Source organism: Methylobacterium sp. 1A (assembly GCF_058072805.1).
Map to the genome: position 1 here is coordinate 409,011 of NZ_JBYQVE010000001.1, position 17,449 is coordinate 426,459.

At 72.6% G+C, this 17,449-nt stretch carries 20 protein-coding genes and 1 tRNA gene; 10 read left to right on the plus strand and 11 right to left on the minus strand.

Features of this window, described 5'->3' with window-relative positions:
• The first annotated feature begins 21 nt into the window (after positions 1 to 21).
• A complete protein-coding gene (locus ACX9MN_RS01945; protein WP_042673855.1) occupies positions 22 to 663 on the plus strand; it encodes a DUF47 domain-containing protein in 642 nt (213 codons plus the stop codon).
• Positions 664 to 678: 15 nt separating this feature from the next.
• Positions 679 to 1,665 (plus strand): inorganic phosphate transporter, encoded by a 987-nt coding sequence (locus ACX9MN_RS01950; protein ID WP_489723609.1) that lies wholly within the window; start codon positions 679 to 681, stop codon positions 1,663 to 1,665.
• Positions 1,666 to 1,695: 30 nt separating this feature from the next.
• Here the strand turns inward: ACX9MN_RS01950 and ACX9MN_RS01955 are convergent, their stop codons facing one another.
• The 4 genes from ACX9MN_RS01955 to ACX9MN_RS01970 all read right to left on the minus strand — a co-directional run bounded on the left by ACX9MN_RS01955 (position 1,696) and on the right by ACX9MN_RS01970 (position 4,698).
• Positions 1,696 to 2,061 (minus strand): GCG_CRPN prefix-to-repeats domain-containing protein, encoded by a 366-nt coding sequence (locus tag ACX9MN_RS01955; protein WP_489723610.1) that lies wholly within the window; start codon positions 2,059 to 2,061, stop codon positions 1,696 to 1,698.
• An 84-nt stretch (positions 2,062 to 2,145) separates the two neighbouring features.
• The gene (locus tag ACX9MN_RS01960; protein WP_489723611.1) at positions 2,146 to 2,409 is read right to left on the minus strand and encodes a GCG_CRPN prefix-to-repeats domain-containing protein; all 264 of its coding nucleotides are present in this window, start codon (positions 2,407 to 2,409) and stop codon (positions 2,146 to 2,148) included.
• Positions 2,410 to 2,590: 181 nt separating this feature from the next.
• Positions 2,591 to 3,964, minus strand: a complete 1,374-nt coding sequence (locus tag ACX9MN_RS01965; protein WP_489723612.1) for a sensor histidine kinase — start codon at positions 3,962 to 3,964, stop codon at positions 2,591 to 2,593.
• Positions 3,964 to 4,698: a response regulator gene (locus ACX9MN_RS01970; protein ID WP_020095835.1), complete on the minus strand. Its 735-nt coding sequence runs from the start codon at positions 4,696 to 4,698 to the stop codon at positions 3,964 to 3,966. Before ACX9MN_RS01970 ends, ACX9MN_RS01965 begins: the two co-directional genes overlap by 1 nt.
• Positions 4,699 to 4,849: 151 nt before the next feature.
• Between ACX9MN_RS01970 and ACX9MN_RS01975 the strand changes: the two genes are divergently transcribed.
• Positions 4,850 to 5,929 (plus strand): tartrate dehydrogenase, encoded by a 1,080-nt coding sequence (locus ACX9MN_RS01975; protein ID WP_489723613.1) that lies wholly within the window; start codon positions 4,850 to 4,852, stop codon positions 5,927 to 5,929.
• Between the two features lie 25 nt (positions 5,930 to 5,954).
• Here the strand turns inward: ACX9MN_RS01975 and ACX9MN_RS01980 are convergent, their stop codons facing one another.
• Positions 5,955 to 7,010: a serine endopeptidase gene (locus tag ACX9MN_RS01980; RefSeq protein WP_489723614.1), complete on the minus strand. Its 1,056-nt coding sequence runs from the start codon at positions 7,008 to 7,010 to the stop codon at positions 5,955 to 5,957.
• Between the two features lie 240 nt (positions 7,011 to 7,250).
• Here ACX9MN_RS01980 and ACX9MN_RS01985 point away from each other — a divergent pair, with 240 nt between their 5' ends.
• The 4 genes from ACX9MN_RS01985 to ACX9MN_RS02000 all read left to right on the plus strand — a co-directional run bounded on the left by ACX9MN_RS01985 (position 7,251) and on the right by ACX9MN_RS02000 (position 8,649).
• Positions 7,251 to 7,712 carry a cupredoxin domain-containing protein gene (locus tag ACX9MN_RS01985; protein ID WP_489723615.1) on the plus strand — a complete coding sequence of 154 codons (462 nt, stop codon included), beginning with the start codon at positions 7,251 to 7,253 and terminating at the stop codon, positions 7,710 to 7,712.
• Between the two features lie 22 nt (positions 7,713 to 7,734).
• On the plus strand, positions 7,735 to 8,136 hold the full coding sequence (locus tag ACX9MN_RS01990) for a thiol-disulfide oxidoreductase DCC family protein (RefSeq protein ID WP_489723616.1): 402 nt from the start codon (positions 7,735 to 7,737) through the stop codon (positions 8,134 to 8,136).
• Between the two features lie 4 nt (positions 8,137 to 8,140).
• Positions 8,141 to 8,356 carry a hypothetical protein gene (locus tag ACX9MN_RS01995; RefSeq protein ID WP_012317770.1) on the plus strand — a complete coding sequence of 72 codons (216 nt, stop codon included), beginning with the start codon at positions 8,141 to 8,143 and terminating at the stop codon, positions 8,354 to 8,356.
• Positions 8,357 to 8,514: 158 nt separating this feature from the next.
• Positions 8,515 to 8,649 (plus strand): hypothetical protein, encoded by a 135-nt coding sequence (locus ACX9MN_RS02000; protein WP_267965754.1) that lies wholly within the window; start codon positions 8,515 to 8,517, stop codon positions 8,647 to 8,649.
• Positions 8,650 to 9,116: 467 nt separating this feature from the next.
• Here the strand turns inward: ACX9MN_RS02000 and ACX9MN_RS02005 are convergent.
• Both ACX9MN_RS02005 and leuC read right to left on the minus strand, forming a co-directional pair.
• A tRNA-Leu gene (locus ACX9MN_RS02005) sits at positions 9,117 to 9,201 on the minus strand.
• Between the two features lie 67 nt (positions 9,202 to 9,268).
• Positions 9,269 to 10,681, minus strand: a complete 1,413-nt coding sequence (leuC, locus tag ACX9MN_RS02010) for a 3-isopropylmalate dehydratase large subunit (protein ID WP_042673866.1) — start codon at positions 10,679 to 10,681, stop codon at positions 9,269 to 9,271.
• A gap of 244 nt (positions 10,682 to 10,925) precedes the next feature.
• Here leuC and ACX9MN_RS02015 point away from each other — a divergent pair, with 244 nt between their 5' ends.
• Together ACX9MN_RS02015 and ACX9MN_RS02020 are read left to right on the plus strand one after the other, a co-directional pair.
• Positions 10,926 to 11,891, plus strand: a complete 966-nt coding sequence (locus ACX9MN_RS02015) for a 2-hydroxyacid dehydrogenase (RefSeq protein ID WP_447683647.1) — start codon at positions 10,926 to 10,928, stop codon at positions 11,889 to 11,891.
• Positions 11,888 to 12,799: an AprI/Inh family metalloprotease inhibitor gene (locus tag ACX9MN_RS02020; RefSeq protein WP_489723617.1), complete on the plus strand. Its 912-nt coding sequence runs from the start codon at positions 11,888 to 11,890 to the stop codon at positions 12,797 to 12,799. The genes ACX9MN_RS02015 and ACX9MN_RS02020 overlap by 4 nt, the downstream gene beginning before the upstream one ends.
• A gap of 42 nt (positions 12,800 to 12,841) precedes the next feature.
• Here the strand turns inward: ACX9MN_RS02020 and ACX9MN_RS02025 are convergent, their stop codons facing one another.
• The 4 genes from ACX9MN_RS02025 to ACX9MN_RS02040 form a co-directional block, all read right to left on the minus strand.
• Complete coding sequence (locus ACX9MN_RS02025; RefSeq protein WP_091679862.1) at positions 12,842 to 13,456, minus strand: cytochrome b; 615 nt, start codon at positions 13,454 to 13,456, stop codon at positions 12,842 to 12,844.
• Between the two features lie 67 nt (positions 13,457 to 13,523).
• Entirely contained in the window at positions 13,524 to 14,090 is a 567-nt protein-coding gene (locus ACX9MN_RS02030; RefSeq protein WP_489723618.1) for an NAD(P)H-dependent oxidoreductase, read from the minus strand.
• A 184-nt stretch (positions 14,091 to 14,274) separates the two neighbouring features.
• Complete coding sequence (locus tag ACX9MN_RS02035) at positions 14,275 to 14,934, minus strand: class I SAM-dependent methyltransferase (RefSeq protein WP_489723619.1); 660 nt, start codon at positions 14,932 to 14,934, stop codon at positions 14,275 to 14,277.
• Positions 14,935 to 14,936: 2 nt separating this feature from the next.
• Positions 14,937 to 16,100 (minus strand): glycosyltransferase, encoded by a 1,164-nt coding sequence (locus ACX9MN_RS02040; RefSeq protein ID WP_056525341.1) that lies wholly within the window; start codon positions 16,098 to 16,100, stop codon positions 14,937 to 14,939.
• Between the two features lie 137 nt (positions 16,101 to 16,237).
• On the opposite strand from ACX9MN_RS02040, the gene ACX9MN_RS02045 reads away from it, so the two are divergent.
• Positions 16,238 to 17,449, plus strand: a complete 1,212-nt coding sequence (locus ACX9MN_RS02045; protein ID WP_489723620.1) for a DNA topoisomerase IB — start codon at positions 16,238 to 16,240, stop codon at positions 17,447 to 17,449.

The following is a 17,449-nucleotide window of genomic DNA, read 5'->3' on the forward strand; positions in this document are numbered from 1 at the left end:
ACCTCTCGATCCGGACACGCCATGCTGGCTTGGTTTCGCGCCCTGATGCCGCGGGAGGACCGGTTCTTCGATCTCTTCGAGCGTCACGCGCGGACGCTCGAGGACGGCGCGGCCGCCCTGCGAGGACTTCTCGACGGGACTCAGGCCGTCCCGGCTGCCTACGCGGCGATCGCGGCCCACGAGGACGCGGCCGACGGGATCACCCGCGAGGCGCTGCTGGCGGTCCGCCGGACCTTCATCACCCCGTTCGACCGCGGCGACATCCAGGCCCTGGTCGGCTCCCTCGACGACGCCATCGACCAGATGCTCAAGACCGCCAAGGCGGTCCAGCTCTTCGAGGTGACCACCTTCGAGCCGGCGATGCGCGAGATGGGCGCGGTCATCCAGGAGGCCGCGCAGGTCACCGCCGAGGCGCTGCCGAAGCTGCGGGCCCTCGGCGAGAACGCCGCCGCGCTGAACAGCCTGACCGAGCGCGTCATCGAGCTGGAGGGGCGGGCCGACGACCTGCACAATGACGGGCTGAAGGCCCTGTTCAAGGCCTCGGGGCGGGACCCCATGGCCTTCCTCGTGGGGTCCGAGCTGTACGGCCACCTGGAGAAGGTCATGGACCGGTTCGAGGACGTGGCGAACCAGATCAGCAGCATCGTCGTCGAACATGTCTGAGCCGCAGGTCGCCGCGTGACGCTCCTCGTCGTCCTCATCGTCCTCGCCCTGGTCTTCGACTTCCTGAACGGGCTGCACGACGCCGCGAACTCCATCGCCACGATCGTGTCGACGCGGGTGCTGGCGCCCCGTTACGCCGTGTTCTGGGCGGCGTTCTTCAACTTCGTGGCCTTCCTGGTCTTCGGCCTGCACGTCGCCGGCACGGTCGGCTCGGGCATCATCGACGTCGCCACGGTGGACGACCGGGTCATCATGGGCGCGCTCGGCGGCGCCATCACGTGGAACCTGGTCACGTGGTACGCCGGCATCCCGTCCTCCAGCTCCCACGCCCTGATCGGGGGCCTGCTCGGCGCCGGCATCGCCAAGGCGGGGGTCGGCGTGATCGTCTGGCCCGGCGTCATCGCCACCAGCGCCGCCATCGTCCTCTCGCCGGCCCTGGGCTTCGCCCTCGGGCTGCTGCTGATGCTGGCGGTCTCGTGGATCTTCGTCCGCTCGACGCCGCACGCCGTGGACCGCCTGTTCCGGGGCCTCCAGTTCGTCTCGGCCTCGCTCTACTCCCTCGGCCACGGCGGCAACGACGCCCAGAAGACCATGGGCATCATCGCGGCCCTGCTCTACGCCCACGGCGAGAGCGGGGCGTTCCACGTGCCCCTCTGGGTGGTGCTCTCCTGCCAGACCGCCATGGCCCTCGGCACCCTGATGGGCGGCTGGCGCATCGTCCACACGATGGGGTCGAAGATCACGCGGCTGTCGCCCATGCAGGGGTTCTGCGCCGAGTCCGGCGGCGCCGCGACGCTGTTCGCTGCGACGGCCTTCGGCATCCCGGTCTCGACCACCCACACGATCACGGGCGCCATCGTCGGCGTCGGCGCCGCCCGCCGGGTCTCGGCGGTCCGCTGGAACGTCGCGCAGGGCATCGTGATCGCCTGGGTGATCACGATGCCGGCCGCGGCCCTGGTCGCGGCCCTGACCTACGCGGCGTCGGGGCTCGTCCTGCCGTAGGGGACGGGCGCGGCCGGATCCGGCACGGGGTCACCAGCGATGGTGCCAGCCGCCGTGGTGCCAGCCCCCGTGCCAGCCACCGTGCCAGCCCCGATGCCAGCCGCCGCGCCATCCCCCATGCCATCCCCCATGCCAGCCGGCATGGCGGAAGCCGCCCCAGCGATAGCCGCCGCCCCACGCGAAGCGTCGGTGCCAGCGGTACCCGTAGTGCCACCGGTAGCCGACGCGCGGATAGACCGGGACGTAGACGAACGGCCTGTAGCCCAGATTCGGCCGGCACCAGCCGTAGACGTTGCGGTGGAAGCCGGGCCCGCAGCCGTCGCGCGCCTCGGCGCTCGAGCCGGCCAACAGGACCCCCGCGGCGAGCGCCACGGGCAGGACGAGAGTGCGGATCATGACCCAACTCCGGGAGTGTCTCCACGGGAGTCCGGCCGCGGGGCCGGACGCGGAACGGGGGACGCGATCGAGCGTCCCGGCGTCTCAGTTCGGCCAGCAGCGGCGGCCGTAGGGGCCGATGTGGAAGCCCGCCGGGCACGAGCGGCCGCGGATGTAGCCGCCCCACTGGCCGCCGGTGCGGCAGCCGCCGTACGGGCCGCGATGGCCGTAGGGACCGCAGCCGCCGTAGACCTGGATGATCCGGGCGCCGTCGGCGCTGTCGGAGACGGCGTCCTGCACCAGCGGCAGCGCCGAGGCGGGCACCGCGAGGCTCACGAGGAGGGCGGCGGGAGCGAGAACCTTCAGCATCGGTGATCTCCTTCTGCTCGATCGGTCAGCGCGGCCCGGGGCCGGCTGCCGCCGCCGGGACGGAGGATCCGCCGCGGCGTGTGAGCGAAGGTTCGTCCACGCGCGCTGCCCGGATGTGACCGGGGAGCGCCGTCCTGTAACGATGTGTAACGGCCGGTTGCGGGCCCGTTGCGGGCCGCCTTCAGGACAGGCTCGGCAGGGTCACGACGAGCCGCGCGCCGCCGTCCGCGCCGGCCTCCGCCACCACCGTGCCGCCGTGGGCCTCGGCGATCTGCCGGCTGATGGCGAGGCCCAGGCCTGTCCCGCCGGTCTGCCGGCTGCGCGAGCGCTCGACCCGGTAGTACGGGCTGAACACCGCCGTCCGCTCCGCCTCGGGAATGCCCGGCCCGTCATCCTCGACGACGATCCGGCACACCGTCCCGGCCCGGCTCACCGCCACCGCCACCGAGGAGCGTCCGAACTTGACGGCGTTCCCGATCAGGTTGGCCACGACCCGGCGCAGGGCGACCGCGTCGCCGGCCACGGTGGCGTCCCGCACCTCCTCGCCGGTCAGGCTGATCGTGGCGCCCTGGGCGGCGTGCTCGGCCACCTCGACGGCGACGAGATCGGCGAGATCCACCGGCGCCCGGGTCGCCTCGACGGCAGTGCCGCGGGCGAACCCCAGGGACGCCTCGATCAGCTCGGTCATGGCGTCGAGATCCGCCACGAGCTTGTCCCGGAGCAGCGGCTCCGCCACCACCTCGGCGCGGAGGCGCAGCCGCGTCAGGTAGGTTTTGAGGTCGTGCGAGATGGCGCCGATCAGCAGCGAGCGCTCGGCCATGAGGCCGGCGATCCGCTGCTGCATGCCCTGCACCGCCTGGGCGAGACGCCGGATCTCGGGCGCCCCCCGGGGCGCGCTCACCCGCTCCGGGGCGCGGCCGTCGAACCGGGAGACCGCGTCGGTCAGGCGGCGCAGCGGCGCGAGTTCGTGGCGCGTGCCGACCAGGACGAGACCGGCCGCCGCGGCGCCGAGCACAGCCACCCAGAGGCTCAGCGGCTGGCCGAACAGCCACGGCATGAGCGAGCGATGATGCTCGGCCGCGCTGATCACGGCGTACCGGCCGTCGGGCAGCCGGTAGGTCGCCAGCGCGAGGCGTCCGATCGGCCCGGCGCGCTCGGCCTGCGCGATGTTGGCCGGATCGACGCCGCGGCGCAGCAGGGCGGCGTCGGTGTAGGCCTGGACGCGGTCGGCCGGCTCGGCCGTCATCCGCCGGATCCGGGTTTCCAGGCGGGGCTCGCGGATCAGGTCGACGGTGTCGGGCGGCGCGTCGACGATCTCGGCCCGCAGCACCTCGCCGCTGACCGCCTTCAGGATGGCCGGCCTCTGGGCGGAATCCGCGTCGCGCAGCAGCGTCATGATGCCGGCGGCCTGGTCGACCCGCGGGAAGCGCGAGCCCGAGGGCAGCCGCTCCTCCCGGCGCTGCCAGTGATCCAGGGCCACGGTGGCGAGGACGAGCAGGGAGAGGGCGCCGAGCAGGAGCAGCATGATGCGCCCGAGGAGCCCGACGCGGCCCATCACGGCGTTCCGGAGCGGACCGGAGCGGCCAGGATGTAGCCGGCATTGCGCACGGTCTTGAGCAGGGACGCGGCCTGACTGCCCGAGGCGTCGAGCTTGTGCCGCAGGCGGCTGACCTGGACGTCGATGGTGCGGTCGAAGGCGTCGGCGGTCCGGCCCCGGGTCCAGTCGAGGAGCTGGTCGCGCGAGAGCACCCGCTGCGGCCGGGTGACGAAGCAGTGGAGCAGGTCGTACTCGGCGCTGGTCAGCGGGATCTCGGCGGCGGGATCGCCGGTGATCACGGTGCGGGCCGCGAGATCGACGACGAGGTCGGCGACACTGAGACGCTCGGAGGCGGCCGCGGCGGGATGGCCGCCGGCGCCATGGGCCCGTCGCAGGACCGCGCGGATCCGGGCCAGCAGGACCCGCGGGTTGAACGGCTTCGAGACGTAGTCGTCGGCGCCCATCTCCAGGCCGAGGACCCGGTCGATGTCCTCGTCCTTGGCGGTCAGCATCACGACGGGCGGCCCACCGGCGTCGCGGAGGCGGCGGCAGATGGAGAGGCCGTCCTCGCCGGGCAGCATCCAGTCGAGGACGACGAGGTCGGGCGCGGGGCCCGCCGCGATCAGGCGGTCGAGGGCCGCGCCGCCGTCGAGGGCGACGGCGCGGAACCCCTCGCCCTCCAGGTAGCCGGCGAGCAGGGCGCGGATGTCGGGATCGTCCTCGACGATGGCGATGGTGGTGCCCTCGTGCATGGGGCGAGCATAGGGGCGGCCGGCGGCACGGCAACGCGAAACTGCACAGTGTCACAAAACGTTACACGTCCCGATCCGGACACCGAGCCCGCGCCCACCGTCACGCGCTCGCTTTCTCGTCTCGCCCCCGAAGACACACGAGAAGACACCCATGACGAAGACCTACACCATCGCGGCCATCCCCGCGGACGGCATCGGCGTCGAGGTCATCGCCGCCGGCATCGAGGTGCTCGACGCGCTGGCCGAGAAGACCGGCGCCTTCGCTTTCCAGTTCGACCATTTCGATTGGGGCTCGGACTACTACAAGAGGCACGGCGCGATGATGCCGGCCGACGGCCGTGACCAGATCCGGAACCACGACGCGATCTTCTTCGGCGCGGTTGGGGCGCCGGACGTGCCCGACCACATCACCCTCTGGGGCCTGCGGCTCGCGATCTGCCAGCCCTTCGACCAGTACGCCAACGTCCGCCCGACCCGGATCCTGCCGGGCATCACCAGCCCGCTGCGCAACGTCTCGGGTCCGGAACTCGACTGGGCGATCGTGCGGGAGAACTCGGAGGGCGAGTACGCCGGCGTCGGCGGACGGGTCCACCAGGGCCATCCCAACGAGGTCGCCACCGACGTCTCGATGATGACCCGCTCGGGGGTCGACCGGATCATCCGCTACGCGTTCGAGCTCGCCCGCTCCCGTCCGCGCAAGCTGCTCACCGTGGTCACCAAGTCCAATGCCCAGCGCCACGCCATGGTGATGTGGGACGAGATCGCCGCCGCGGTCGCGAAGGACTTCCCGGACGTGACCTGGGACAAGATGCTGGTCGACGCCATGACGATGCGCATGGTGACGAAGCCCGAGACCCTCGACACGATCGTGGCGACGAACCTGCACGCGGACATCCTGTCGGACCTCGCGGCGGCGCTCGCCGGGTCGCTCGGCATCGCGCCGACCGCCAACATCAACCCGGAGCGGACCTACCCGTCGATGTTCGAGCCGATCCACGGCTCGGCCTTCGACATCGCCGGCAAGGGCATCGCCAACCCGGTCGCGACCTTCTGGACGGCGTGCCAGATGCTGGAGCACCTCGGCGAGAAGCCGGCGGCCGACCGGCTGATGCGCGCGGTCGAGCGGGTCACCGCGGATCCGAACCTGCACACGCCGGACCTCGGCGGCACGGCGACGACCCGTCAGGTCACCGACGCGGTCATCGCGGCGATCCGGGGCGACAACGCCTGAGGCGTGCCCGGGTGTCCGGGCAGCCTCAGGGCGCCTCGCTCGCGAGATCCGGGCTCCGGGTGCCACAGGCCCGGCAGAAGCGCTCGAAGGTGCTCTTGCGCTGCGCGCAGGACGGGCAGTGCGCGAAGATGCCGAGCCCGCAATGGGGGCAGAAATTCGTGCTCGCGTCGTCGAGGGCGATCGGCCGCTCGCAGCCCGGGCACGCCTTCTTGGCGAGGCGCGCCAGGGCCTGATCGGTGGCGATCTCGATCCGCCGCTCGGCGTCCGGGCGCGCCTCCACCACGGCCTGGCGGGCGCGGTAGGCGTGCAGCGCGTTGATCGCCGCCCGGCCCGCGACCAGGGTGACGATCACGCCGACGCCGTACTGCACGTAGCCGCCGTAGCTCGGCATGTAGGGCACGAGTTCGACGAAGAACGCGAAGGCCGCCGCGAAGGCGAAGCCCCACACGAAGGGCCAGTTGCGGGTGCGGCGGCGCTTGAGCAGGAGCCATCCGGCGAGGGCCAGCAGCGGCAGGGTCAGGGCGAGGCGATAGCCGAAGACGCGCAGCTCCTGGCCGCGCTCGGCCGCGTCGAGGCGCGTCTGCGCGGCGGCCCGCAGATCGGTGTCCACGCGCAGCTGCGCCGCCTCGCGCTCCGACAGGTCGAGCCCCGTCCGCGCCAGGGCCGCGAGCCGCTCCTCGATGGTGCGCTCGGCGGCCTTCAGCGCGTCGAGCTGCTGCGTGCGCGCGATGAGCCCGGGATCCTGGTCGACCCGCTGCGTGGCGTCGCGGGTCTTCAGCCAGTTGGCGAAGGTCTCGCGCGCGCCCTCGGAGGCGGCCTGCGCAGCCTCGAGGGCGAGCTGGTCCTGCTCGACCGTCCGGCGGTTGTCGTCCTGCTCCCGGCGGATCTGCTTGAGGGCCTCGGCCGACGCCGTGCCCTGGTCGGTGTCGAGGAACTGGTCGAGAGTGTAGCGGTGCTCAACCTGCGGCAGATCGCCGACGACCAGCGAGCCGAGCCCGATCAGGAACCACGCGAAGACCAGCGCGACGAGCCAGAGCGCCAGCGTGAACCAGCGTTCGGAGAGCCTTGTACCGGACCGCACGCGAATCGACCTCGCCGAAAACCGAAGCGGGTCCTTATACCGCGCGACGCGCCCGGGATATGCCGGCTGGCCCGGCTTCCGGGCCCGCGGCCGCGAGCGCGGGCAACTTCCTGCCGCGACCGGGATCGCTCGCATCCGCCCGGGTGCGGCGTTGCGCCCGGGAACGTCGCGGACCGAGCCGCCTTTCCCGGCGGTGTGCTCGGCGGAGCGCGCTGCCCCTCCAATCGGGACTGAACCCACATGCTGACACTCGCGCGCGGATCGGCGACGCTCCTGGCTCTCTCCGCTGTCCTGGTCGCAGGGCCGGCCCTGGCTCAGGGCAAGCCCCTGCCGCCGCCCGCCACAGACGCGATGCCGCCCGTGGAGCTGACGATCAGCCTGAAGGACGGCAAGCCGGTCTGCGACCCGGCCGAGCTCAAGCTTCCGGCCGACACCAACGTCGCACTGAAGATCGTGAGCAGCGCCGACGCGCCGGTGACGATCACCGCGCCCGGGCAGTTCGAGAACGGCCTCGTGCTGCACGCCGACGGAGACCTCGTGCATGTCGCCAGCGAGAAGGGCTACACGGTCAAGCAGAACGGCAAGGGCACGCTGCGCCTGCGGACGATGAAGGCCGGGCAGGAGGAGTACGCCTGCACCAGCACGCGCAACGCCGACGCGCCCTTCAAGGGCAAGCTCGTCCTGAGCCCGCCCGCGAACTGAGCCCCTGAGCACCGGCGCGGCCATGGCCGAGGATCGCTCCGACGGGCGGCTCAGCGTCTACTACGACGGCGGCTGCCCACTGTGCCGGGCCGAGATCGACCAGTATCGCCGGTGCGCCGGCGCGGACCGGCTCGCCTTCGTCGATGTCGGCTCCGGGGCGCCCGAGCTGGCGCTCGGCGCGGATCTCGACCGAGCTCGGGCCCTGCGCCGCTTCCATGTCCGGACCGCGGACGGGCAGCTGATCTCCGGAGCCGCCGCGTTCGCGCGCCTCTGGCGTACCCTGCCCGGCTGGCGCTGGCTCGGCTGCCTGGTCGACCTGCGCGTCCTCGGTGTCCGGCCGATTCTGCCGGTCGCCGAGCTGGCCTACCGGCTGTCGCTGCCGCTGCGACCGCGCCTAGCCCGGCTGATGGCCCGCCTCCGGTGAGCCGATGGCGACCCGCTGCGTCCACTATGTCGGCTTCCGGGACGACCGGTACTGGAACGCCTACCGGATCTTCGGCGGCCCGCGCGTGATCCACCGGCGCTGGGATTTCTACGCGACCCGCGACGTCGGACCGGACGACGTGGTGGTGTTCGCTGAGGGTGACGAGACGCAGCCCGTCGCGGACAGGAACGCCACGGATCTCGACGAGCGCTGGCTGTAGCGGTCACGCGGGGCGTGCCCCTGCCGGGAAATGGGCTCCCGCGGATGCCGCCGCGTCTCCGTGCCGGAGGAAACCCCAGCACCTTAAGAGGTATTGCGCCCCCACAACAATTCGCGAGAGTAGCGGTGAGCTTCCACTCGCAATCGAGGAGGTCCGCGGTGGTCGAGATCCGTATATCGGAGGACAACGACGGCCGCTGGACGGTCTACGCGCCGGGGCTGGTGGTCACCGATCTGACGCACGAGGAAGCCCAGGCTTTCGCGGCGAGCTACCGGCGCGTCACCGCAGCGTGATCGGGAGAAGCCGGCGCGGCCGTGCCGGCGAGTTTGCGTGGATCCCCGGAGGGACGTCACGCCGCCGCGAGCACGGCGCTGTCGCAGCGTGGGGCACGAAAAAACCGCCGCGGCCGGAGCCGGGCGGTTCGAGGTGATCTCGCTGGGGGAATGTCGAGACCTCGTCTACGCGCGGGATGGCAGCGCGGTTCCGGTCTCCAGTTCGAACGGTGCCCCCTGAGGCCCGGACGACCACTCCTACGGCCGTGCCTCCTCGCCGCTCCGTGATCGCATGGCTCGCCACAGCCGAGGAAACGGCGGCACAGCGCCGGGGCCGGTCGGTCGGACGGGGCGACCGATACGCGGACAGTGGGTCGGGCTTTGACGGCCCGAGAGGCGGGACGGGCGCCCGCATCCTCGGTCCGCAGATCCCGCACCCCAGAAACAACAAAGCCCGCCATTGCGTTGGCGGGCTGCTGTCAGGCATTTGGTGCCCAGGAAAGGACTCGAACCTTCACCTCTCGCGAGACTGGTACCTGAAACCAGCGCGTCTACCAATTCCGCCACCTGGGCTCGCCGTCGGCCATCGGCCGGCGACGGCTCCGTTTAGGCAACGGAGCCGCCGGCGTCAATCGCGATTTCAGCCCTGCGGCCACTCCCGGATGTCGACGAAGTGTCCGGTGACCGCCGCGGCCGCCGCCATGGCCGGAGAGACGAGGTGCGTGCGTCCGCGGGGACCCTGGCGGCCCTCGAAGTTGCGGTTCGACGTCGAGGCGCAGCGCTCGCCCGGACGCAGCTTGTCCGGGTTCATGCCGAGACACATCGAGCAGCCCGGCTCGCGCCAGTCGAAGCCCGCCGCCTTCAGGATCTTGTCGAGACCCTCGGCCTCGGCCTGCGCCTTCACGAGGCCGGAGCCCGGCACGATCATCGCCGAGACGCCCTCGTGCACCTTCCGGTCGCCGACGACCCGCGCGACCTCGCGCAGATCCTCGATGCGGCCGTTGGTGCAGGAGCCGATGAAGATCCGGTCCAGGGTGATGTCGGTGATCCGGGTGCCCGGCGTCAGGCCCATGTAGGCGAGCGCCTTCTCCTTCGACTGCCGCTTGTTCTCGTCGGCGATCTCGGACGGGTCCGGCACGCGGCCCTGGATCGAGATCACGTCCTCGGGGCTCGTGCCCCAGCTGACGATCGGCGGCAGGTTGGCCGCGTCGAGACGCACCTCGCGGTCGAAATGCGCGCCGGCGTCGGTGACGAGGCTCTCCCAGTAGCGGCGGGCCGCGTCGAAGGCCGCGCCCTTCGGCGCCTTCGGGCGGTCCTTCACGTAGGCGAAGGTCGTCGCGTCGGGGGCGACCATGCCGGCGCGGGCACCGCCCTCGATCGACATGTTGCAGATCGTCATCCGGCCCTCCATCGAGAGCGCGCGGATCGCCTCGCCGGCATACTCGATGACGTGGCCGGTGCCGCCGGCAGTACCGATCTCGCCGATGATCGCCAGGATGATGTCCTTCGCGGTCACGCCGGGCGGCAGCGTGCCATCGACGGAGACGCGCATGTTCCGGGCCTTGCGCTGCACCAGGGTCTGGGTGGCGAGCACGTGCTCGACCTCCGAGGTGCCGATGCCGTGGGCCAGCGCGCCGAAGGCGCCGTGCGTCGAGGTGTGCGAATCGCCGCACACGATCGTCTGGCCGGGCAGCGTGAAGCCCTGCTCGGGGCCGATGATGTGGACGATGCCCTGGCGCCGGTCGAGGGCGTCGTAGAACTCGATGCCGAAGTCTCGCACGTTCTCGGCGAGCGCCTCGAGCTGCGTGCGGCTCTCGGGATCCTCGATGCCCTGCGAGCGGTCCGAGGTCTGGACGTTGTGGTCCACGACGGCCAGCGTCTTCTCCGGATGGCGCACCTTGCGGCCGGCCACGCGAAGACCCTCGAAGGCCTGCGGGCTCGTCACTTCGTGGACGAGGTGCCGGTCGATGTAGAGGAGGCTGGAGCCGTCCGGCTGGACATCGACGACGTGGTCGTCCCAGATCTTGTCGTAGAGGGTGCGCGGGCTGGTCATCGGTCTTCGTCTTCGGCGATTGGGGTCGGTGCAGAACTCTCGCGATGATGCGTGGTCCTTAGTAGGCATCGCGCGCGGTTTTCGAAAGAGGCGAGCCCTGTGCCGGCCGAACGGCCGCCCGGCTGATCCGCGCGGTTGTCACCGCCGGCCGCTCCTGCGCGCTGGCGCCCCACCCCGCACAGGCTCTATGCCGGGACGGGGGAGGCGGCCGACACCGACGCGCGGCCGAACGTGGGAGTGAACGATGGCTGAGGCCCCGGTCGAGATCCTGTTGCTCCGGAAGATGCACCCGCTGGTGGAGAAGGCCTTCGCGGGGCGGTACGGGGTCCACCGGCTGGCGGAGGCCGCGAACCCGGAGGCCCTGCTCGCCGAGATCGGCCCGAGGATCCGGGCGCTCTGCGTCGGTGGCGGGGTGGACGGGGCGCTGATGGACCGGCTGCCGAACCTCGAGCTGATCGCGAATTTCGGCGTGGGCTACGACGCCGTCGACGCCGCCGGGGCGCAGCGGCGCGGGATCGTCGTCACCAACACGCCGGACGTCCTCACCGACGAGGTCGCCGACCTCGCCCTCGGCCTCACCCTCGCCACCCTGCGGCGGATCCCCCAGGCCGACCGCTACCTGCGGGACGGCCACTGGCCCAAGGCGCCCTTCCCGCTCACGGCATCGCTGCGCGGGCGGCGGGTCGGCATCCTCGGTCTCGGCCGGATCGGGCGGGCGATCGCCCACCGCCTGGAGAGCTTCGGCGTCGCGATCGACTATCACGGCCGCAGCCGGCAGGCCGACATACCCTACACGTATCACGATACGTTGATCGGCCTCGCCCGCGCGGTCCACATCCTGATCGTGGTGGCGCCCGGCGGCGCCGACACGCGCAACCTCGTGGACGCGGCCGTGCTGGAGGCGCTCGGTCCCGAGGGCATCCTGATCAACGTCGCCCGGGGCACCCTGGTCGACGAGGCGGCGCTGACCGCGGCGCTGAAGGCGGGCACGATCCTCGGCGCCGGCCTCGACGTCTTCGAGAACGAGCCGCACGTGCCCGCGGATCTCGCCGCCCTCGACAACACGGTGCTGCTGCCGCATGTCGGGTCGGCCTCCGAGCACACCCGCGCGGCGATGGCCCAGCTCGTCGTCGACAACGTCGTCTCGTGGTTCGAGGGACGGGGTCCGCTGACGCCCGTCGCCGAGACACCCTGGAGACCGACCGCGTGAGACAGGCTCGGGCCGCCCTGCTGGCCGCATCGGCGCTGATCGCGGCCGCCGCGATCGTCCGACCGGCCGCCGCCCAGGACGTGCCCGCCGCCATAGACGAGGCCGCACCGCCGTCCCCTCCTCCGGCCGCGGAGACGCTCGCGGCGCCCCCGGCTCCGACCGCGCCGCCGAGCCTCCCCGAGAAGCTCGGGCAGGTGCCGGGAACCTGGGACCTGTCGCGGGACGGCACCAACCGCCGCTGCGTCATGACGCTGGTGCTCGACAGCGGCGAGGCGGGGCAGCGGCTGCGCTTCCCGGCCGGATGCCGACGGGCCCTGCCGGTCCTGAACAGCGTCGCCGGCTGGCTCTTCGTCGACGGGGCCGTCCGCCTCGTCGACCGCAACGTCCGCCCGGTCCTCGATTTCGCCAAGCGGCCGGACCAGCGCAGCCTCGTCGCCCAGGCCGAGGGCGGCGAGCGCTACAGTCTCGTTCCCCTCGACATCGTCGCGATGCGGCCGGCCGACGCGGCCGCCGCGCCCGAGACCGCGCCGACGGATCCGGCGAGCCCGGCCCCCTCCCCGCTCCAGACCGCGGCCCCGGTGCCGGCCGAGCTGCAGCCGCCGGCGACCGCTTCGGCCGCGACCGCCTCGGCGGGGCCGGCGCCGGGCCTCTACGCCCTCGACCGCTTCCAGCAGCGTGATACCTGCCGGATCAACCTCGACGGGGTCGGCGGCGACGTGCGCATCGTCCCCGGCTGCCACGACAGCGGCCTGGAGGTGTTCGATCCGGTGCGCTGGCGCTACGCGAAGGGCCGGATGACGCTGACCGCCAAGCGGGGCCACAGCATCGACCTCGTGCCGAGCGGCGACGGCCGGTGGCGGCGCGATCCCGAGGTCGGCACCACCTTCGTCCTGCGCCGCGTCGATTGAGCGCACCGCGCGACGACGGCCGCGCGCTCAATGACGGGCGCGTCAGCGCGACGAGCCGCGCCCGTCCTGGACCGGCAGCATCCGCTCCAGCAGACCGTCGCGGCGGATCACCAAGTGCCACGCCGTGCCGGCGACGTGCAGCAGGACCAGGGCGTAGACGAGCCACTGGCCGAACACGTGGATCGACTCGAAGATCTTCTGCGTCGCGTCGTCCTTCGGCAGTCCCGGGATCGTGAACAGCCAGAAGTACGGCGTGTCCCGCCCGGACAGCGCGCTCAGCAGGTAGCCGCTGATCGGCATGATCAGGAAGATCGCGTAGAGCAGGAAGTGGTTGACGCGCCCGATCAGCGTCAGCAGCCGCGGCGCCTGCGGGTCCGGCGGCGCGGGCCGGATCATCCGCCAGAGGATCCGCACGACCACGATCGCGAGGATCGTCAGGCCGACCGACTTGTGCAGCACGAACATGCTGCCCTTGGCGGGCGTCGGCGGCAGGCTGATCGCGACCCAGGCGAGCGGCAGCACGGCCAGGACCAGGGCGGCGTTCAGCCAGTGCAGCGCCTGCGAGACCGGATGGTAGCGCGGCAGTCCGGACGCCGTGACGTAGGTGGCGGGCAGCGCGGTCGGCGCCTTGCCGGCCGTGAGCGGAGAGCCTGACATGATCCCTCGCGGATGAGCGTGGTCCCGCTTCGATCTAGGGCTCGCCTCCGGCCGGAATAGTCTCCCGTCAGACGGATACGCCGGTCGCGGTCGTCCGCGACACGTCGAGCAGGGCGGCGAGTTCCGCGGCCGCGGCGCGCAGCCGGATCGCCACGGTCTCGTCGACGATGCGGCCGTCCACCAGGTCGTCCGACCCGGCATAGACCGAGGTCGGCGCGACGTGGGCCGCGAAGAAGCCGAACAGGGGTCGGAGCCCGTGCTCGACCACCAGGGCGTGGCGCAGGCCACCGCCCGTCGCGGTCAGCGCCACCGGCATGCCGATCATCCGGGCCGGATCGACGAAGTCGAAGACGTGTTTGAACAGCCCGGCATAGCCGCCCTGGTAGACAGGCGTCCCGACGATCAGCGCGTCCGCCGCCTCGATCGCCTCGACGAGGCGCGCGGCGGGCGCCGAGAGATCGTCCCGCTGCGTCGCGCCGAGGCCCGGGCCGGCATCCATCAGGTCGTACACGGTGAGGTCGATCCCGCGCAGGCGACCGAGTTCGGCGCCGAGGGCCTCGACCAGGATGCGGGTGCGCGAGGGTCGCTTGGCGCTGCCCGAGAAGGCGACGACGCGGGCACGGCTGGGCTTCACACTCGACTCGACACTCACCACGAAACCTTCCGCCGCAGCACGCCCTGATCCGGGACTCCGAATACCCTGGCGCATGCGCGGCACGCGACGCGGGTCGATTCGACGGTAACGCATTCCCGCGCCGGATAAAGCCTCGGCGCGGCCGCGCGGGCGGCGGTCCGGCGGGACCGTCTCGGCGGATCCGTCATCCGCGGAGCCGCCAGACGTGGCTGCGCTTGATCTCGGAATCCTCCAGCGCGCGCGAGACCGGAACCTCGTAGGTCGCGAGGCAGTCGAGGCGGTCCCGCGGAAGGTAGGTGCGGCCCGGATCGCCGATCAGCACGGTGACGCCGCGCGCCTGCAGGCGAACGAGCCAGGCGGTCACGGCCTCGGCGAGGTCGCGCTCGTAGAACACGTCGGCCGCCAAGACGAGATTGGCCCGGGGATCCGTGGCGAGGAGATCGTCGGCGATCGCGGCGACGCGGTCGCCGACGCCGTTGGCCGCGGCGTTCAGCCCGATCGCCGCGACGGCGAAGGGGTCGAGGTCGCTGGCGACGACGTGGCGCGCCCCGGCGCGGGCCGCCGCGATCGCGACGAGGCCGGACCCCGAGGCGAAATCCACCGCGCGCGCGCCGTCCGCGACGTCCGGGTTGTCGAGGACGTAGCGGGCGAGCGCCTGGCCGCCCGCCCAGGCGAACGCCCAGAACGGCGGCGGCAGCCCGATCGCCTGCAACTCCTCCTCGGTCCGCTGCCAGAGATCGGTCGCCTCGTCGGCGACGTGCAGGCGGATCTCGGGCGCGTGGGGGACGGGCAGCAGGCGGGTGTTGGCGCGGATGAAGCCGGCGGGATCGTCCGGTGCGCGCACGGTCAGGCCTCCAGCAGGTCGCGCCACACGGCGCGGACTTGGTCGGTCACCGCCGTCTCGGTGAAGCCCCCGGTCTCGATCCGCGCCCGCGCGGCCGCGCCCAGGCCGGCGACGAGACCGGCATCGCCGCTCAGGCGCGCCAGGGCGGCGGCCAGAGCCGGCGCGTCGTCCGGGGGAACGAGCAGGCCCTCGACGCCGTCGCGCACGAGGCTGCGGCAGCCCGGGACGTCGGACGCGACCAGCGCCCGGCCGCAGGCGGCGGCCTCCAGCAGCGTCCGCGGCAGGCCCTCCCCGCCGCGCGAGGGCAGGCAGGCGACGTGGTGGCCGGCCCAGACCCCCGCGACGTCGGTCGTCGGCCCGTGCCAGACGATGCCGTCGCGGCTCCAGGCGCGCAGGGTATCGGCGCCGATCGCCCGCCGGTTCGACGGGTCCGGCGCGCCGTACAGCGCCAGCTCCACCGGCGCGCCCTGGCTCCGGGCGAGGCGGACGGCCTCGACGGCGACGTCGATCCCCTTCGACCACAGCATCCGGGCGACGACGGCCACCCGCAGCGGCGGCATCGGCGGCAGCGGCTGCGGGACGAGGATCGCGGGATCGACGCCGGCGCCGCCCACCACGGTCACCGACCGGTCGAGCGGGTCCAGGCCCAGGGCCAGGGCGTCGTCGGGGTTCTCGAAGAGGAAGCGCGTCCGCGACGAGGCCAGCGGCCCCCGGATCAGCGCCCGCAGGGCGAGGCGCGCCGCCCGGCCGAGGCGGTCGCTCCGGGCGCCGACGAGCCCGAGGCCGGTCAGGGCGAAGACGCGGGACGGGATGCCCGCCATGGCGGCGGCCGTGCCGCCGACCAGGATGCCGCGCAGGGCGATGCAGTGGACGATGTCGGCCTTCAGCGCCTTGAGGATCGCCGCGAGCTGCCCGGCCGCGTAGCCCGCGGCCATCGGGTTGAGGCTCGCCCGCTCGGCCTCCAGATTGACGACCTGCGCGCCGGTCGCCTCGATGGCGGCCCGGTGCAGGCGGACCCGCGTCACCACCGCGACCGAGAGACCCATGCCGACGGCGGCGCGGGCCATCGGCAGGAAATGCGAGGCGAAGAACCAGTCCTCGGTCACCACGAAGACCAGGCGGCGCATCGGAACGGGCAGGTTCCCGGGTTCGGCATCGGACTGCATCCGTCCCCTCTAGCACGGCGGCGGGGCCCGTCCTGCGACGGATGTGCAGGCCCGGAACGGCGATCCCGTGCCGCCGGTTGTCCAAGGCCTTCTCGCCGGGCGAGGCAGCCCGGCGGCGTCGATGGGAGGGGCTGTTCATGGCGTGCGTCGAGACGGCGGAGAGCGGCGGAGACCTCCGCGCCGCGGCCGAGGAGGCCGGGCTCGTCTACGTCGATGACGGCCGGCCCGGGCTGACCCGCCGCCGGAGCGGGACCGGCTTCCGCTACTGCGACGCGAAGGGTGCGCCGGTGCGCGACAAGGGGGTGCTGGCCCGCATCCGCGGCCTCGCGATCCCGCCGGCCTACACGGACGTCTGGATCTGCCCGCGCCGGAACGGCCACATCCAGGCGACCGGCCGCGATGCGAAGGGGCGCAAGCAGTACCGCTACCACCCGGACTTCCGGCAGGCGCGGGAGGCCAACAAGTTCTCGCGGATCATGGCCTTCGCGGACGCGCTGCCCGGGATCCGCCGGCGCGTCGACGCCGACATGAGGCGGCCGGGCCTGCCCCGCGACAAGGTGCTGGCCACCGTCGTCCACCTGCTGGAGACCACGCTGATCCGCGTCGGCAACGACGACTACGCGCGGACCAACAAGAGCTACGGCCTCACGACCCTGCGCGATCCCCATGTCCGGATCGAGGGTTCGGCCCTGTCGTTCCGCTTCAAGGGCAAGAGCGGCAAGACCTGGGACGTGTCGCTGAAGGACCGGCGGGTCGCCCGGATCGTCAAGGCCTGCCAGGACCTGCCGGGCCAGGAGCTGTTCCAATATCTCGACCCGGACGGCACCCAGCGCGACGTCACCTCCTCGGACGTGAACGCGTACCTGCGCGAGATCACCGGCGAGGACTTCACCGCCAAGGATTTCCGGACCTGGGCCGGCACGGTGCTGGCGGCGCTGGCGCTGCGGGAGTTCGAGAGCTTCGACAGCGAGGCCGGAGCCAAGCGCAACATCCGCGCGGCCATCGAGAACGTCGCGGGCCGCCTCGGCAACACGCCGACGATCTGCCGCAAGTGCTACATCCACCCGCAGATCCTCGACTGCTACCTGGAGGGCGGCCTGCTCCTGCAGGTGAAGGACGCGGTCGAATCGGAGCTGAGCGAGGACCTGTCGAGCCTGCGGCCCGAGGAGGCGGCGGTGCTGGGCCTCCTGCAGGCGCGCCTCTCCGCCGCCGAGGACGCCGTCAAGGCCGGAGGTCGGGTCAAGCCGGCGGGCGCGCGGAAACGCGGGGCGAAGACGCCAGAGCGGTCCAAGAGCGGGACGGCAGCCAAGCGCGCGTCCGGTGCCCGGAAGGCGGCCGCGGCCGCTTAG

Bases quoted from the DNA above. Each gene is read 5' to 3' on its own strand.
- ACX9MN_RS01970 (WP_020095835.1), bottom strand. From the start codon at position 4,698: ATGCACGAGGGCACCACCATCGCCATCGTCGAGGACGATCCCGACATC.
- ACX9MN_RS01960 (WP_489723611.1), bottom strand. From the start codon at position 2,409: ATGCTGAAGGTTCTCGCTCCCGCCGCCCTCCTCGTGAGCCTCGCGGTG.
- ACX9MN_RS02040 (WP_056525341.1), bottom strand. From the start codon at position 16,100: ATGCAGTCCGATGCCGAACCCGGGAACCTGCCCGTTCCGATGCGCCGC.
- ACX9MN_RS01985 (WP_489723615.1), top strand. From the start codon at position 7,251: ATGCTGACACTCGCGCGCGGATCGGCGACGCTCCTGGCTCTCTCCGCT.
- ACX9MN_RS01955 (WP_489723610.1), bottom strand. From the start codon at position 2,061: ATGATCCGCACTCTCGTCCTGCCCGTGGCGCTCGCCGCGGGGGTCCTG.
- ACX9MN_RS01975 (WP_489723613.1), top strand. From the start codon at position 4,850: ATGACGAAGACCTACACCATCGCGGCCATCCCCGCGGACGGCATCGGC.
- ACX9MN_RS01995 (WP_012317770.1), top strand. From the start codon at position 8,141: ATGGCGACCCGCTGCGTCCACTATGTCGGCTTCCGGGACGACCGGTAC.
- ACX9MN_RS01990 (WP_489723616.1), top strand. From the start codon at position 7,735: ATGGCCGAGGATCGCTCCGACGGGCGGCTCAGCGTCTACTACGACGGC.
- ACX9MN_RS02025 (WP_091679862.1), bottom strand. From the start codon at position 13,456: ATGTCAGGCTCTCCGCTCACGGCCGGCAAGGCGCCGACCGCGCTGCCC.
- leuC (WP_042673866.1), bottom strand. From the start codon at position 10,681: ATGACCAGCCCGCGCACCCTCTACGACAAGATCTGGGACGACCACGTC.
- ACX9MN_RS02045 (WP_489723620.1), top strand. From the start codon at position 16,238: ATGGCGTGCGTCGAGACGGCGGAGAGCGGCGGAGACCTCCGCGCCGCG.
- ACX9MN_RS02015 (WP_447683647.1), top strand. From the start codon at position 10,926: ATGGCTGAGGCCCCGGTCGAGATCCTGTTGCTCCGGAAGATGCACCCG.
- ACX9MN_RS01945 (WP_042673855.1), top strand. From the start codon at position 22: ATGCTGGCTTGGTTTCGCGCCCTGATGCCGCGGGAGGACCGGTTCTTC.
- ACX9MN_RS01965 (WP_489723612.1), bottom strand. From the start codon at position 3,964: ATGGGCCGCGTCGGGCTCCTCGGGCGCATCATGCTGCTCCTGCTCGGC.